This window comes from Bradyrhizobium sp. NC92, assembly GCF_025200865.1.
GTDB lineage: Bacteria > Pseudomonadota > Alphaproteobacteria > Rhizobiales > Xanthobacteraceae > Bradyrhizobium.
Genome location: NZ_CP104171.1, coordinates 4,450,082 through 4,464,563 on the forward strand (window position 1 = coordinate 4,450,082; position 14,482 = coordinate 4,464,563).

Sequence of the window (14,482 nt, forward strand, 5' to 3'; positions counted from 1 at the left end):
GCTTAAGCCGGGTTAATTTTGTGGGAGATTTTGCGGCCGTCTTGACGGGCACGTTTGCATTTTGTTCTAACCAAGCCCCCTGCCCGGAGCCCTCCCAATGCCTATCAGAGTAGCCACCTGGAACGTGAACTCGGTCCGGCAGCGGATCGATCTGCTCCTGACCTGGCTGAAAGAGTGCCAGCCGGACATCGTCTGCCTGCAGGAGATCAAATGTGTCGACGAGGCCTTCCCGCGGCTGGAGATCGAGGCGCTCGGCTACAACGTGGTGACGCACGGGCAGAAGACGTTCAACGGCGTCGCCCTGCTATCCAAGCTCCGGTTCGACGAGACCAAGTCGGGCCTCGCCGGCGACGACGAGGATACCCATGCCCGCTTCCTTGAGGGCGTGGTGACGCTCAAGTCCGGCGTGCTGCGCATCGCCTGCCTCTATCTGCCCAATGGCAATCCGGTCGGGACCGACAAATATCCCTACAAGCTCAAATGGATGTCGCGACTTCTTGATTATTCGAAGGAGCGACTCAAGGAGGAGGTCCCGCTGATCCTGGCCGGCGACTTCAACGTCATCCCGCATGCCCGCGACGTGCACAATCCGGCTGCCTGGACCGAGGACGCGCTGTTCAAGACCGAGACGCGCGAGAGCTTCCAGTCCCTGCTCGGCCTCGGCCTCACCGACGCCTTGCGCGCCGTCAGCGACGAGGGCGGGCTCTACACCTTCTGGGACTACCAAGCCGGGGCCTGGCAGAAGAACCAGGGGCTGCGGATCGATCATCTGCTGCTGTCGCCGCAGGCCAGCGACAGGCTCGCCAATGTCGGCATCGACAGCTACGTGCGCGGCTGGGAGAAGCCCTCGGACCACGTGCCGATGTGGGCGGATCTGGATCTGGAGGCGGCCTAGGCCTTCGCAGAGTCGGTGGGAGCCAGCGGCAGTCGCAACTGCCGGTAGAGTGGGCTAAGCGAAGCGTGCCCACCATTCGCAATGGCGGAGAGAGATCGTGGGCACGGCGCCGAGGCGCCTTTGCCCACCCTGCTACGAGACCGTGCCTACTCCCTACGCCCCTGCACCCACTGCTCCAGCATTTGCAGGGCCATGGCGCGGTCGTCGTCGGAGGCCTTCGCGAAGGCGCGGTTGTAGCTTTCCTTGATCCAGACCTCGTCGGCGCCGGCGCTGTCGCGCGCCAGCGTCAGCCACATCAGGCCGCGCGCGGCCTGCCGCGGCAGGCGGTCGCCGTTGAACAGCATCTGGCCGAGCAGCGCCTGGGCCTGGTGCTGGCCCTTCTGCGCGGCGAGGCCAAGCCAGCGCGCGCCATAGCGGTAGTCCTCCCGCGAGGCGTCCGGGGTCTTCAGGTACAGACGAGCGAGGTCGTACTGCGCGTCCGCATTGCCGAAATAGGATGCGGCATAGGAAAACATCTCCCGGGCGCGGTCCGGATCGGCCTTGACCTTCGAATTCGGGATGCCGGCCAGATAGTAGCGGCCGAGCGCGACGAAGGCGTTGGCCACGATCTGCGCCTGCGGCGCCGACGGGCTGTCCTCGGCATGCGCGTTGGCGATCCGGCTGAAATATTCGAAGGCACGCAGATCGTCCTGGGCGACGCCGTCGCCGTTGGCGTACATGCGGCCGAGCTTCCACTGCGCGATCGGGTGGCCGCCCTCGGCAGCATATTGCAAGGCGCTGAGCGAGGTTTCCTGGGTCGCGACCGCAGGCGGAACCTTGGTGCGCACCGCACCCGCAGCGCCGGGCAAGGTCGTCACGACCGGGATGGTGGCGTCCTTCGGGTTGACCGGCGCACCGTCGAAGGCGAACGCCGGCGCGGCCAGCGCGGCCGCCCCCAACACAAACGCAACTGTGGCACGCCTAAATGTCCGCATAGCACTGTTTCTCGTGCGCGCCGCCCGGGTGGGTCACTGCCCCTCCGATCGCCGGTCCAACCTGCTGAGCATATTTCCAGAGCGCACCCGACGTGTGGTTAGTCGCGCGGGCGCTCCATTTGGTTCTGCGCTGGGCGAGCTCGGCGTCGCTCAATTTTACGTCAAGGGTCCCATTGACCGCGTCGATCTCGATGATGTCGCCGTCCTCGAGCAGCCCGATCGGGCCGCCGACCGCCGCCTCCGGCCCGACATGGCCGATGCAGAAGCCGCGGGTGGCACCGGAGAAGCGGCCGTCGGTGATGAGCGCGATCTTGCCGCCCATGCCCTGGCCGGTCAGCGCTGCCGTGGTCTGGAGCATTTCCCGCATGCCGGGACCGCCCTTCGGCCCCTCGTAGCGGATAACGATGACTTCGCCTTCGCGATAGGTGCGGTTCTGGACCGCCTCGAACGCGTCCTCCTCACGGTCGAAGCACCTGGCCGGACCAGTAAACCTGAGGTTGGACATTCCCGCGACTTTCACGATCGCACCTTCTGGCGCCAAATTGCCCTTCAGACCGACCACACCGCCTGTCACGGTGATGGGCTTGTCCGCCGGATGCACCACGTCCTGGTGCGGATTCCATTTCACGCTCTTGAGGTTTTCAGCGATCGTGCGGCCCGTGACGGTAAGGCAATCACCGTGCAGGAAGCCGTTGTCGAGCAGCGTCTTCATCAGAAGCGGGATACCACCTACTTCAAACATGTCTTTGGCGACATAACGGCCGCCCGGCTTCAAATCCGCGACATATGGTGTCTTTTTGAAGATTTCGGCGACGTCGAACAGGTCGAACTTGATGCCGACCTCGTGCGCGATCGCCGGCAGGTGCAGCGCAGCATTGGTCGAGCCGCCGGACGCCGCGACTACGGCGGCGGCATTCTCCAGCGCCTTGCGGGTGACGATGTCGCGCGGCCGGATGTTCTGGGCAATCAGGTCCATCACCTTCTCGCCCGCGGTCATGCAGAAGGCGTCGCGGATCTCGTACGGCGCCGGGGCACCGGCCGAGTACGGCAGCGCCAGCCCGATCGCCTCCGAGACGGTCGCCATGGTGTTGGCAGTGAACTGCGCGCCACAGGCACCGGCCGAGGGGCAAGCGACGCGCTCGATCTCGTCGAGGTCCTCGTCCGACATGGCCCCGACCGAGTGCTTGCCGACCGCCTCGAACATGTCCTGCACGGTGACCTGCTGCCCGCGGAAATTGCCGGGCAGGATCGAGCCGCCATAGATGAAGATCGAGGGCACGTTGAGGCGGACCATCGCCATCATCATGCCCGGCAGCGACTTGTCGCAGCCGGCGAGCCCGACCAGGGCGTCATAGGCGTGGCCGCGCACGGTCAGCTCGACCGAATCGGCAATGCACTCGCGCGACGGCAACGAGGAGCGCATGCCGTCGTGCCCCATGGCGATGCCGTCGGTCACGGTGATGGTGCAGAATTCACGAGGTGTACCGCCGGCCGATGCCACGCCCTTCTTCACCGCCTGTGCCTGGCGCATCAGGGCGATGTTGCAGGGAGCGGCTTCATTCCAGCACGAGGCGACGCCGACGAAGGGCTGGTGGATCTGCTCGGTGGTCAGACCCATCGCGTAGAAATAGGACCGATGCGGCGCGCGCGCAGGGCCTTCCGTCACGTGACGGCTCGGCAGCCTCTGCTTGTCGATCTTCGCGCCCATCGCAACCAGTTTCCCCGGCCAACCCTTTCAGACCCGAAAAATCAGAGCCAAGATTTGAATCGACCTTGGGATTTTCTCGTCGCCTTCGAAGACCGCCGTTGCCCTTAGAAATTTAGAGCGATTTTATTCATGGTCGGGTGTGGCCAAAAAGCGGCGGCGATGCGAACCGCCGGTGATGAGGGTTAAATCCGGGATCGGTGTTGCACAGGCAGCACAATCGTTACCGGGAAGACACGGGTATGCTTACCATAATACTCTCGTCCAAACGGCAAGCTACAACCTCTAATTTCGCAATGCGTGGTGCGCGCCTATGCTCCGGCTCGGCGATGACATGGGCGCACGTGAGTCGGTCCCTTCTTGCCACCTCTCGCGTCCGCGCCGGAGCCCTTCTGCTGCTACGAGGCGAGCCGCTCAGGCCGACATCGCGCCTCTGCGCCCGAACGGATCGACCAGACGGACGATCTCGCAGGCGGCAACGAGCCCGGCGAGCCAGGCGGCGCTGGTCAACCCGAGACGCGCAACGACGGCGGCGGTGAACGCGTCCTCCCCACCGAGGAACGGCGTTGCCGCCAGCAGCGCGATCTCATAGGCCGCGTAGGCGGCGATGAGCGTGACCGCAAGCATCAGGGGCGTGCGGCGCTGCGGCAGCATGCGGAGCACCGCGGACGCTGCCGCAGTGGACAGGAGCGCTGCGGCGCCGATCACAAGGCCCCAGGCGATGGTGTTGCCGTCAACGGGATAGTGCAAGGCTCCGAAACCGATGCCCTGGTTCACGAGCCAGGCACCGGCGATGACGAGCAGCGCGTTGCGCAATGGCAGCATCGCGGCCGCGACGACTGCAAACGCCGCGAACGGCGTTGCGCAGGCGAGCGCGAAGCTTGCAAGCGCGCATGACAATGTCAGCAGCGCAAAGCACAACACCGGCGCAAGGCGTGGTGCCACCGGATCAAGCCGCAGATGGTCCGCGTGAGGCGGCACGATGCCGAGCGCCATGGATGATCTCCTTCCCATCCAATTCTAGTTCGTTTGCGGGCTTGTGACAGCCCCATCGGCATCAAAACGTGGCCCGGCTCTGACGGGTAGCTGCGACCGGGCGGCGGAACGTTCGGAAAGTGCTTGCGACGGCCGCAGCTATCGCCGCGAGCCGGGCACCGGCGCCCCGAGGATCGCAATCATCAGGACCGTCCGCGCAAGCGTTGCGCCTGGGCCCAGGCGACTGCAACGTCGCGTGGCGGAACATCGACGCGCTTGATGGGCGTCAATTCGCCGGAGGCCGAAACGATCGCCGTCTCTTCGCGTCGGCAGCGCGTGCAGACGAAGCGGACCTCGTGCGGGGACGCCGACCAGGTCGACCGCTTCACATTGGCCGCCATCGGCCAGGCATCGCAATGCGAGCACGACACCAGAAAACGACCGGGATCGAGCATACCCATTCCATCGGACTCCGAATCCTGCCGCTTCCTTCAATGATTAATCCATGTGAATCGTTCCGGTGTCCAAGCACCGCCGGCCTTGCCTTGGGCCGCTACGGGTTCCGCGCAACCGCAGAGCGTCGGATGGCGGATTGCGTTGCGACGCTCACCGTGGCGTCGCGGGATTGCGATCCCCTGCCAGTGCCCCGCTCAGCGAGCCCCCTTGAGGGTGCAGGAGGTCGTGCAGGTGACGGTCGTGCCGCGGTCGCATGCTTTGCAAGCGCTGACACACTGGTTCATGTCGCGCGGATTGTAGCTGTAGTTTCGCAACGGACAGGCCGGCGTCGTCGAACCGGTGATGTCCTGCTCCTGATCGCAGGCCGCCGTCATGAGCGCGAATATGATCACTGCAGCGAGGCGCATGGGATTGCCCTGTCAAGCATGGCAAATCACACTCACGGGACGCGCTGCATTGCAGCGAACCCCGGCCTTCCCATCACGAGCGTCGCCAATCAGCGATACTCGCTTGCTGCAAGGATGCGCGCCAAACGTTAAGAACGGATTTCAGCCCGGCTCAGGCCGCAGCCGTCGTCGCGATCGCCTGCCGGATATCGACGGCTAGCTGACGGTACTGTTCCCCGAGCTTCAAATAGAACTCGCGCTTGCTGCTTTCGGTGGCGAGCTTGGCGATCAGCTCGCATTCGGCGGTGAGCGTCTCGAACCGTTCCAGCCTGTCCTCAAGATGTGTCATCGGCGTGTCCCCATCAGACGCCTCAGGGACATCCAACCTAAGCCCGGGAAATAGGTCACGGCGAACATCGTTATGGAGTAGCATCTTTTTTTCCGGCGCGGCGTGCCGGACGCAAGGCATCGCTATTTCTGCTCCAGCCGCCACACGCCGTCCCAATTGGGATCCGGCGGGCTGGCCGTAAACTGCGCGATGCGGACGAGCATCGTGCGCGAGGGGCCGTCGCCTGGGACCGCCTCGAGCGCCGCATTGAAGGCGGCGCGCGCCTCCTCGAAGCGCCGGCCGCGATAGGCGGCGAGACCATCGGCATAATGGGTGCGCAACGTCACTTGCGCCTCGGTGAATGCGCCCGCTCTCGCCATCACCTCGAAGATCGCCTGCGGCGCGCTTTGGCCTGCGACCGCCAGACGATCGATCTCGCGCAATTCGAGCCGCGATCCGACCCCGTCCGCGGTCGCCTGCGAGATCAGGATGCGGGTGCCGTAGACCTTGTTGACGGCCTCCAGCCGCGAGGCGAGGTTCACAGCATCGCCCATCACGGTGAAGCTCATCATCAGCTCGGACCCGATGCTGCCGGTCAGGACCTCGCCGGTGGCGATGCCAATGCGCAGATCGCACGGCGCCGGCATGGCGCGGATGCCGAGCAGATCCGGCAGCTGCTTCTGCAGCGCAGGCACCTGACCGGCCATCTCGACGGCGGCAAGCCCGGCGAGCAGACCCTGCTCATCCTCCTCGATGAAGGGAGGTCCCCAATAGGACATGATGGCGTCGCCGATATATTTGTCGATGATGCCGCGATTGTTTCTGATCGGAGCGGACATCACGGTGAAGTAGTGGTTCATCACCTTGACGAGACCGCGGGGGGTCATGCCCTCGCTCATCGAGGTGAAGCCGCTCATGTCGGAGAACATGATGGTCATCACCCGGCGCTCGCCGTCGATGGCGACCTCCGGCCGGTCGATCAGGCCCTGCACCACTTTCGGGTCGATGTAACGGCCGAAGGTCTCGCGAATGCGCTCGTTGTGCCTGAGCTGCTCGATCATGCGGTTGAAGGCGGCAGCAAGCTCGCCGATCTCGTCCTGCGTCGAGACGGTGATGGGCTTGTCGAACCGGCCCGCCTCGACCTCGCGGGCGCCGGCCAGCAGCAGCCGCACCGGGCGCGTGATGCCACTGCTCACCAGCAGCGCAAAGACAAAGCCGACGATCGCCGCGAGCAGGGTCACGACGCCCGAAACGATGATCGCCTGATGCTGGCGGCCGATCACCTGCGACGTCGAGAAATAGACCTGCGCCAGCATGTCGGCGCGGATCGCATCAATCTTCCGGTTGAACGCATCGCGCAGCGTGTCGAGGTGCTCCAGCGTGCCGCGGGCCGCAACCATATCCTTGACCTCGACCTGCTTGAGCAGTTTCGCATTGCCCTCGTCCAGATCGCGCCGCAGCTCGGTGACGGAGCTTTCGATCCGGACGTCGAGCCGTGCCAGCGCGGCGTTGTCGGAATACGTCCTGGGGTCGTCGATGATCGCGTTGATGAGCTTGCGTGCGGCCTCGGCCTCCTGCTCGAACTTGCGGTCCAGCGCCTCGAAGTCGCGAAGGCGCGCCACATAGGCCTCCTCGTCCGACGGCGCCTCCATCCTGCTCATCACCATCCGCCGCAGTGCTAGGGCCCGCTCCAGCGAGCGGATGTTCGCACGCGCCAGATGGCTATAGGCGGGGATGTAGCGGTTGGTCAGTTCGTCGAGCAAAATGCCGACCTGGCTGGACATCACCATCGACAGGATCGAGGTGACCAGCATCAGGACGATCAATCCGAGAGCGATGCCGACGATCTTGCGCCGGATCGATTGGTTGAAAATCGGCATAGGTGCAGGGCAAACGCTGAAAGGATGAAGCGAGGGAACTCATACACCGGATTTGGCCGAGGGAACACGCGCAATCTGGCTGTTGTGACGTCCTGCGCCGTGCGTAATCGTCGCGCGAGCCCAATCGTTAACAAAGGTTAAAACCACTGCCTCTTCCGCCGTTTCGGAAGTTCCCGAGTTCCAATCCGTATTTTGCCGCATTGTTGCGACAGCTTGAGGGTGCGACACGATGCCGGCGCATCGTTCGATGCTTTGATTCGCAAGCCGCATGTGCGGACCTTGGTTTGTAGTGGTTTTCGCAGGGGGGACCATCGAATGAACCAGTGCCTACGCTCGCTCGCGTGTGTCGTTGCCGTGGCCGCAATGGCCCTCCTTCCCACCGAGCTGGCGGCGAAGAGCAATCACAAATCATCCGCGCTGAAGAAGACGCACGAGGCCAAAGCCGGCAAGCACCGCCACGCCGCCGCCGGCAAAGCGCGTCATGGCAAGCACGCCGAAGCCAAGCGCAAATCGAAGAAGACGGTCGACGAGCCCACGGACAAGCCCGCGCCGACGCCGCTGACCGGCGATCTCGCCGCGCTGAAGGACGCCATCGATCTGACGCGCAAGGGCAAGACCGAGGATGCGAGCGCTGCGCGCGACCGCATTGCCGATCCCGCGGGACAGAAGCTCGCCGACTGGTTCATGCTGCGCCATTCCGAGAGCACCGCGAATTTCAAGCGCTACGCCGCCTTCCTCGCGGCCAATCCCGATTGGCCGAGTAGCGCCCTGCTCCGCCGCCGCGCCGAGGCGCGGCTGTGGCAGGAGAAGGCCGACACGGCCATCGTGCACAAGTTCACGATGGATCGGCCGACCAGCGCCAAGGGCAGGTTTGCGCTCGCGCGCGTGCTGCTCGCCGAAGGCGAGACCGACAGGGCCGCTCGGCTGGTCCGGGAAACCTGGCGCGCGGAGGAATTGTCCGAGCGCAGCGAAGAGGATTCTTACGAAGCCTTCCGTGATCTGCTCACAGCGGACGATCATCGTGCCCGCATGGACAAGCGTCTCGGCGCCAAGGATTACGCAGGCGCGCGGCGCGCGGCCAAGCGGCTCGGCGAGGATGCGCTCGCGATCGTCAAGGCATGCGCCGCCGTCACCGGCAAGGCCAACAAGGCGAAGGACTATCTCGAGGACGTCCCGGCCGAAGCACGCCGCGATCTCGGCTACGTGCTGTGCCGCGTCCAATGGCACCTGCAGAAGGACCGCATCGACGATGCCGCCGAGGTGATCCTCGCCGCCGCGCCGGACACCATGGCGGCCCAGGACGCCGACGCGTGGTGGCGCGAGCGCCGCCTGCTCGCGCGCAAGCTGCTCGACCAGGGCAAGTCCAGGACCGCCTACGACGTGGTGCGTATGGCCGCGGTGCCGGAAAAGGAAGTCTATCGCGTCGACCATCACTTCATGTGCGGCTGGATCGCGCTGCGCTTTCTGAACGATCCCAGGACGGCGATGATGCACTTCGTCGCGATCGACGAAGGCTCCGCCAATCCGATCGCGCTGTCCCGGGCCCATTACTGGCGCGGCCGCGCCGCCGAAGCCATGGGCGCGACGGCCGATGCGCGCATGAGCTATCGGGCTGCGGCGCGCTATCAGACCGCCTATTACGGCCAGCTCGCCCGCGCCAAGCTGGGCCTCGATGGAATCGAGCTGCGCCCGCCCTCGCCCGTGCTGGCTTCGGCCGAGACGCAGCTAGCGGACGAGCGCGTGCGCGCCGCCGATATGCTCTACGGCATCGGCGAGCGCGACATGGTGTTCTACTACGCCGAGGATTTCGCCAAGGAGAGCACCGATGTCACCGCGCTCGAAGCGCTCGCCGAGCTCGCCGGCCGGCGCAACGATGCGCGCGTGATGCTGGAGGTCGGCAAGACCGCGCTGGCGCGCGGGCTCGCGCTCGACCATTACGCCTTCCCGACCATCGGCATTCCCGAGCACAAGCAGGTTGCGCCTGCGATCGAGACCAGCGTGATCTATTCGGTGGCGCGCACCGAGAGCTCGTTCGATCAGCGCGACAAGTCGCCGGCCAACGCGGTCGGGCTGATGCAGGTGACGCCGGAAGCGGGCCGCGACACCGCCAAGCGCTTCGGCCTGAACTATGACTGGGACAGGATGGTGTCCGATCCCGTCTACAACACCCAGATGGGCGCGGCCGAGCTCAGCGCGCTGCTGTCGGAATATCGCGGCAACCAGATCATGACCTTCGCCGGCTACAATGCCGGCCGCGGCCGCGTGCGCGAGTGGGTGCAGGCGCGCGGCGATCCACGCGATCCCAATGTCGATCCGGTCGACTGGGTCGAGCGCATCCCGCTGTCGGAGACACGCAACTACGTCCAGCGCGTGATGGAGAACGTGCTGGTCTACCGCGCAAGATTCGAAGGCAGCGGCATGATCGCCGGCAAGAGCGACCAGCGCGTGGTGACGCACGAGGCCGGCGCAACGGCGCCAGTGGCGACCGCAGCACCCGCTCCCTGATCGACGCCGCCGGGGCTGGACGCGACGCCTGCAAGGATACGGTGCTGCGGCTCCCACGCGAGTGCAGTCGCGCAGCTAGGTGTCACCTCCTTCCATCGTGATCAGATCGCAACTGTCCAAACATGCGCCGGTCAAGGCTCTCGCGACGGTCCAGGCGCTGATCGTGCAGCTCCAGCACCAGACGGCACTCATGACCGTCAGTATCTCGATCATGCTGCCAGCGGCGAGCTCGACGTTCCCTAGGGCCGGTTCTGTCCGCTCAGGCACCGGCCATTGCATGAACAGCGTGGAGAATTCGCCGCGCCGATAACAATTGTCGTCGCAGTAACGGCGCTGCATCCGCGCATGGCGGACATAGCCGGAGCGCAAGGGACGCGAGCATGTGCTGCACGTGGCCGCGTGCAACGGCGGCTCGTGATTGACCACCACGAATTTCATGAAGCGGCTCTCACACCATCTTTCGCGAGCGTCTCGCAGAACAGCGCGTAGCACTGATGATCGCAGTAAGGCAGACGGGTCGCGATCTCGCGCAGATAGCTGCCGCTGATCGGCTCGCAGCACTGCATGCACCAGGTCTGCCGGAACGGGGTCCGGCCGTTGACCAGCACGAACGCGATTCTCATGTGGCACCTCCCAAAGCGAAGCAGTAAACGCTGTCGAGCGGAGACAGTGCTGGCGGTGGAGCGCACAGATGGTTTCGGCCGTCCGGATTATCCCTGTTTCGCTCCACCTTTTGCGGTGGGATCAGAATGTATCTCCCGTCCTCCCGGCGCCGCGCATAGATCTGGCCCTCGATGTACTTGATGTCGGTCGGATAACAGTCCGCGCTGTTGCAACAACTGACGCTCGGGTTGTCCGGCATGTGCCAGGTGGAATAGAATTTCTCGTGCAGCGCCTGGTCCTGAGGTGGGTGCGGGCGATGAACGGCACCGTGTCCCGTCTCCTGTGCCTGGAGGGCCGCGATGGGGGTGATGAGAACGATCCAGCAGAAGAGCTTGCATGAGCGGTTCAACGACACAGCCTCCCGGATCAGTTCTCCAATGCAGCCTTATGCGACCTGAGCCCGAAACAACCACTGCCGGTCGCGTTCGCTTCGCGTGCGGAAACGATCAACGCACTTCTTTGAGCAGAGCGCCGTGCGCCAGGAGTAGTAGCGGATCAGGCCAAACTTGCCGCCGCAAACTGCACATCCGCTGAGCGAGGAGCAACTTTCGGACTCCGATCGGTGACGCTCAGGAAGTACCGACATATCGCACATTGTTGTCTCCCTCTGTTGCTTGCGCTTTTCTCAGTTGTTCCCTTCGACACTCTCGATGGTCGAGAGGCTAGTCCGCCGGGCACGAAGCGCTCAATTGTACGGAGGTAAAATGGCCGACATGACTAGGAATGGAGGAGCTATACCTAGGTTTGCCCCGTATTCGACCGGGGGGCCCACGCGGCTCGAGTTCAACGAGACGGCGCACGACGCTTCGGCTGCACGGTCACCGTGAAAACTTGGCCGGCACGGTGTCCTTGATGCGCCACAATGGACCCGGCGGCGAGCGGACGGTCCAAAGGCGAATGTCATGACCGCCGATCCGACTTTGGCTGGAATTGCTCCTCTCGCCGCAACGTGCTCTACTCATCTTCACGCAGAGAGTGCCGGGAGCGTCTGCGATGAAGCCTGGCCGGGCAGCGACGTTCGGGAAGTCAGCCGCGCAATTCCTCGTCGGCTGCCTGAGGCAAACTGTTCCCGCCAAGTCGCGTACCGATTCCAATGCCGCCGACTTGCTCGAGGCGGTCAAGCAGTGGCAGCAGGTCTTCGAGCACACGCCGGTCATGTACTTCATGGTCGATCCGGCCGGTACCGTGATCAACGTGAACACGTTCGGCGCCGAGCAGCTGGGCTACACGCCGGCCGAGTTGATCGGCCGATCCGTGCTGGATGTCTTCCTCGCGGAAGATCGCGCCACTGTCCGCGCCTGTGTCGCGTTGTGCCTCAAGACCCTTGATCAGTCACACACCTGGGAAATCCGGAAGGTTCGCAAGGACGGCTCGATGTTATGGGTCCGCGAGAACGCCAAGGCCATGCTGCGGGCCAATGGCGGACCAATCGTGCTTGTCGCCTGCGAGAACATCACCGAGCGCAAGGAGGCAGAGAACGCGCTGCGACAGAGCGAGGCTTACCTCGCCCAGGCGCAGGAATTGAGCCACACCGGTAGTTTCGGCTGGAAAGCCGCAACCCGCGAGATCACCTGGTCCAAGGAGACCTATCGCATCTTCGAATGCGAAGAGGGGACGAAGCCCGCGATCCCATTCATGCTTCAGCGGATCCATCCGGAGGACCGGCTCGCTGTGAAGCAGACGACGGGCCAGGCGGCGCGCGAAGGGAAAGACTATGATCACGAATACCGGCTGGTGATGCCCGACGGTTCCATCAAATACGTTAGAGCGGTGGCACGAGCAACGCGAGATTCCAACGGTTGCGTGGAGTTCGTCGGATCGGTGACCGACATCACGGCGACCAAAGAGGCGGAGCGTAGGCTTCGTGACAGCGAGCAGCGCTTTCGAGATTATGCCGAAACCGCGTCTGACTGGTTCTGGGAAACCGGCCCAGACCATCGCGTCACCCAGATATCGGAACACTCCGATACCAACACCGTCCCCGCGGGCCTGATCGGGCTCACACGCTGGGACATTGCTCCTGACGCTGCTCTCGAGCCCGAAAAATGGCGGCAACATCGAGCGGCGCTCGACGCCCACGTCCCGTTCCGCGACTTGGTGTATCGCAGCAGAGACCGCGATGGACGGCCAATCTACGTCCGGACCAGCGGCAAGCCGTTCTTCGACGCCGACGGCGCTTTCCTGGGCTACCGTGGCGTTTGCTCAGACGTGACCGCGGCCATCCGGGCCAATCAAGCCGAAGACGCGCTGCGCAAGGCCCAGGCCGAACTCGCCCATGTGACACGTGTCACGACACTGGGTGAGCTGACCGCTTCGATTGCCCACGAAATCAATCAGCCGCTCGCCGCGGTGATCGCAAACGCCGACGCCTGCCTCGCCTGGCTGCAGCGCAGTCCGCCGGATATCAAAGCGGCCCGCCGCTCCGTGGAGTGGATCATCGAGGACGGCAGGCGTGCCGGCGACGTGATCCGTCACGTTCGGGCGCTCGCCAAGGGGTCTGACATCGAGATGGTTCCGCTCGATGCCAATGCGGTCGTGCGGGAGGCCGTCGCACTCGTTCAGCGCGAAATGGCCAGCCACGCCGTGTCCGTCCGCATGGAGCTGTCGTCGGCGCTGCCGAGGATCTTTGGCGATCGCATTCAATTGCAGCAGGTCCTGATCAACCTCATCATGAACGGGATCGAGGCCATGGGAGACGTCCACGATCGCCCGCGCGAGCTGGCGATCCGTTCAGAGGCGAGCGGCGATGGCGCGATGCAAATGAGCGTTTCCGACCGCGGAGTCGGCATCAGCGAACAGGCGATGGACCGCCTGTTCACGCCGTTCTTTACCACGAAGTCCTCCGGCATGGGCATGGGTCTGTCGATCTGTCGATCGATCATCGAGGCCCATGGCGGACGACTTTACGCCGTGCCAAATCAGGAGCGCGGCGCGACTTTTCAGATTACCTTGCCCCTCCATCGAGAGGAAGCATCGTGACCGAGCGCGCGGACTCTTCGCCGCCACAGAAGGACGGCGATCAGCCCATTGTCCTCATCGTCGACGACGACGCGTCCATGCGCCGTGCGCTCACCAATCTGTTCGAGTCGGTCGGTCTCAAGGTCGAGGCATTCGGCTCGGCGCCGCAGCTCCTCCAGGCCAAGCCGCCAGACGTCCCAAGCTGCCTGGTGCTCGACATCCGCCTGCCCGGAACGAGCGGCCTCGAGCTGCAGACCGATCTTGCCAAGGCAAATATCCACACGCCTATCATCTTCATTACCGGTCACGGCGATATTCCCATGACGGTTCGGGCCATGAAGAGCGGGGCGATCGACTTCTTGACCAAGCCGGTCCGCGATCAGGACATTCTCGACGCAGTCCAGGCCGCGATCGAGCGAGACCGCAAGCGCCGCGACCTCAACAGGACGGTCTCGACCGTCAGATCACGCTTCGAGTCACTGTCCTCGCGGGAGCGAGACGTATTGTCACTGGTGACGTCCGGCCTGATGAACAAGCAGGTGGCCGCCCAGCTCGGATTGGCCGAAATCACCGTTAAAATCTACCGCGGCCAGATCATGCGGAAAATGGGCGCGAAGTCGCTGGCCGACCTGGTGAGAATGAGCGAGGCGCTCGGGATTGGCCCGAACAAGTCCGATGCACAAACCTAAGTATGAGTTTCCAATCGTGACCGGCAGGTCCACCTTACGCCTTTATGTTGTAGCCGTGGGCGACGGCA

At 64.2% G+C, this 14,482-nt stretch carries 13 protein-coding genes; 4 read left to right on the forward strand and 9 right to left on the reverse strand.

Annotation, left to right across the window (positions count from 1 at the left end; translation table 11 throughout):
• Window positions 1-97: 97 nt before the first annotated feature.
• Entirely contained in the window at window positions 98-895 is a 798-nt protein-coding gene (gene xth / locus N2602_RS20830) for an exodeoxyribonuclease III (RefSeq protein WP_260379273.1), read from the forward strand.
• Between the two features lie 146 nt (window positions 896-1,041).
• Here xth and N2602_RS20835 read toward each other — a convergent pair whose 3' ends face one another.
• From N2602_RS20835 to N2602_RS20865, 7 genes are all read right to left on the reverse strand, one after another.
• Window positions 1,042-1,869 carry a tetratricopeptide repeat protein gene (locus tag N2602_RS20835; RefSeq protein ID WP_172783656.1) on the reverse strand — a complete coding sequence of 276 codons (828 nt, stop codon included), beginning with the start codon at window positions 1,867-1,869 and terminating at the stop codon, window positions 1,042-1,044.
• Window positions 1,856-3,577: a dihydroxy-acid dehydratase gene (gene ilvD, locus N2602_RS20840; protein ID WP_172783655.1), complete on the reverse strand. Its 1,722-nt coding sequence runs from the start codon at window positions 3,575-3,577 to the stop codon at window positions 1,856-1,858. Before ilvD ends, N2602_RS20835 begins: the two co-directional genes overlap by 14 nt.
• Before the next feature lie 411 nt (window positions 3,578-3,988).
• Window positions 3,989-4,570, reverse strand: coding sequence for a hypothetical protein (locus N2602_RS20845; protein ID WP_260379274.1), 582 nt, complete (start codon window positions 4,568-4,570; stop codon window positions 3,989-3,991).
• 182 nt (window positions 4,571-4,752) lie between these two features.
• A complete protein-coding gene (locus N2602_RS20850) occupies window positions 4,753-5,010 on the reverse strand; it encodes a hypothetical protein (RefSeq protein WP_172783653.1) in 258 nt (85 codons plus the stop codon).
• Window positions 5,011-5,199: 189 nt separating this feature from the next.
• The gene (locus N2602_RS20855) at window positions 5,200-5,412 is read right to left on the reverse strand and encodes a hypothetical protein (protein ID WP_260379275.1); all 213 of its coding nucleotides are present in this window, start codon (window positions 5,410-5,412) and stop codon (window positions 5,200-5,202) included.
• Between the two features lie 151 nt (window positions 5,413-5,563).
• Complete coding sequence (locus N2602_RS20860; protein ID WP_172783651.1) at window positions 5,564-5,740, reverse strand: hypothetical protein; 177 nt, start codon at window positions 5,738-5,740, stop codon at window positions 5,564-5,566.
• 122 nt (window positions 5,741-5,862) lie between these two features.
• Window positions 5,863-7,599, reverse strand: a complete 1,737-nt coding sequence (locus tag N2602_RS20865; protein ID WP_260379276.1) for an adenylate/guanylate cyclase domain-containing protein — start codon at window positions 7,597-7,599, stop codon at window positions 5,863-5,865.
• Between the two features lie 315 nt (window positions 7,600-7,914).
• On the opposite strand from N2602_RS20865, the gene N2602_RS20870 reads away from it, so the two are divergent.
• Complete coding sequence (locus N2602_RS20870) at window positions 7,915-10,104, forward strand: lytic transglycosylase domain-containing protein (RefSeq protein ID WP_260379277.1); 2,190 nt, start codon at window positions 7,915-7,917, stop codon at window positions 10,102-10,104.
• A gap of 75 nt (window positions 10,105-10,179) precedes the next feature.
• Here the strand turns inward: N2602_RS20870 and N2602_RS20875 are convergent, their stop codons facing one another.
• Window positions 10,180-10,542 carry a hypothetical protein gene (locus N2602_RS20875; protein WP_260379278.1) on the reverse strand — a complete coding sequence of 121 codons (363 nt, stop codon included), beginning with the start codon at window positions 10,540-10,542 and terminating at the stop codon, window positions 10,180-10,182.
• Window positions 10,539-10,727 (reverse strand): hypothetical protein, encoded by a 189-nt coding sequence (locus N2602_RS20880; protein WP_260379279.1) that lies wholly within the window; start codon window positions 10,725-10,727, stop codon window positions 10,539-10,541. The genes N2602_RS20875 and N2602_RS20880 overlap by 4 nt, the downstream gene beginning before the upstream one ends.
• Window positions 10,728-11,760: 1,033 nt before the next feature.
• Here N2602_RS20880 and N2602_RS20885 point away from each other — a divergent pair.
• Both N2602_RS20885 and N2602_RS20890 read left to right on the forward strand, forming a co-directional pair.
• Complete coding sequence (locus N2602_RS20885) at window positions 11,761-13,746, forward strand: PAS domain S-box protein (protein ID WP_260379280.1); 1,986 nt, start codon at window positions 11,761-11,763, stop codon at window positions 13,744-13,746.
• On the forward strand, window positions 13,743-14,414 hold the full coding sequence (locus N2602_RS20890) for a response regulator transcription factor (RefSeq protein WP_172783645.1): 672 nt from the start codon (window positions 13,743-13,745) through the stop codon (window positions 14,412-14,414). Before N2602_RS20885 ends, N2602_RS20890 begins: the two co-directional genes overlap by 4 nt.
• Window positions 14,415-14,482 lie beyond the last annotated feature (68 nt).

Bases quoted from the DNA above. Each gene is read 5' to 3' on its own strand.
- N2602_RS20835 (WP_172783656.1), bottom strand. From the start codon at position 1,869: ATGCGGACATTTAGGCGTGCCACAGTTGCGTTTGTGTTGGGGGCGGCC.
- N2602_RS20885 (WP_260379280.1), top strand. From the start codon at position 11,761: ATGAAGCCTGGCCGGGCAGCGACGTTCGGGAAGTCAGCCGCGCAATTC.
- xth (WP_260379273.1), top strand. From the start codon at position 98: ATGCCTATCAGAGTAGCCACCTGGAACGTGAACTCGGTCCGGCAGCGG.
- N2602_RS20860 (WP_172783651.1), bottom strand. From the start codon at position 5,740: ATGACACATCTTGAGGACAGGCTGGAACGGTTCGAGACGCTCACCGCC.
- N2602_RS20855 (WP_260379275.1), bottom strand. From the start codon at position 5,412: ATGCGCCTCGCTGCAGTGATCATATTCGCGCTCATGACGGCGGCCTGC.
- N2602_RS20875 (WP_260379278.1), bottom strand. From the start codon at position 10,542: ATGAAATTCGTGGTGGTCAATCACGAGCCGCCGTTGCACGCGGCCACG.
- ilvD (WP_172783655.1), bottom strand. From the start codon at position 3,577: ATGGGCGCGAAGATCGACAAGCAGAGGCTGCCGAGCCGTCACGTGACG.
- N2602_RS20880 (WP_260379279.1), bottom strand. From the start codon at position 10,727: ATGAGAATCGCGTTCGTGCTGGTCAACGGCCGGACCCCGTTCCGGCAG.
- N2602_RS20865 (WP_260379276.1), bottom strand. From the start codon at position 7,599: ATGCCGATTTTCAACCAATCGATCCGGCGCAAGATCGTCGGCATCGCT.
- N2602_RS20845 (WP_260379274.1), bottom strand. From the start codon at position 4,570: ATGGCGCTCGGCATCGTGCCGCCTCACGCGGACCATCTGCGGCTTGAT.
- N2602_RS20870 (WP_260379277.1), top strand. From the start codon at position 7,915: ATGAACCAGTGCCTACGCTCGCTCGCGTGTGTCGTTGCCGTGGCCGCA.
- N2602_RS20850 (WP_172783653.1), bottom strand. From the start codon at position 5,010: ATGGGTATGCTCGATCCCGGTCGTTTTCTGGTGTCGTGCTCGCATTGC.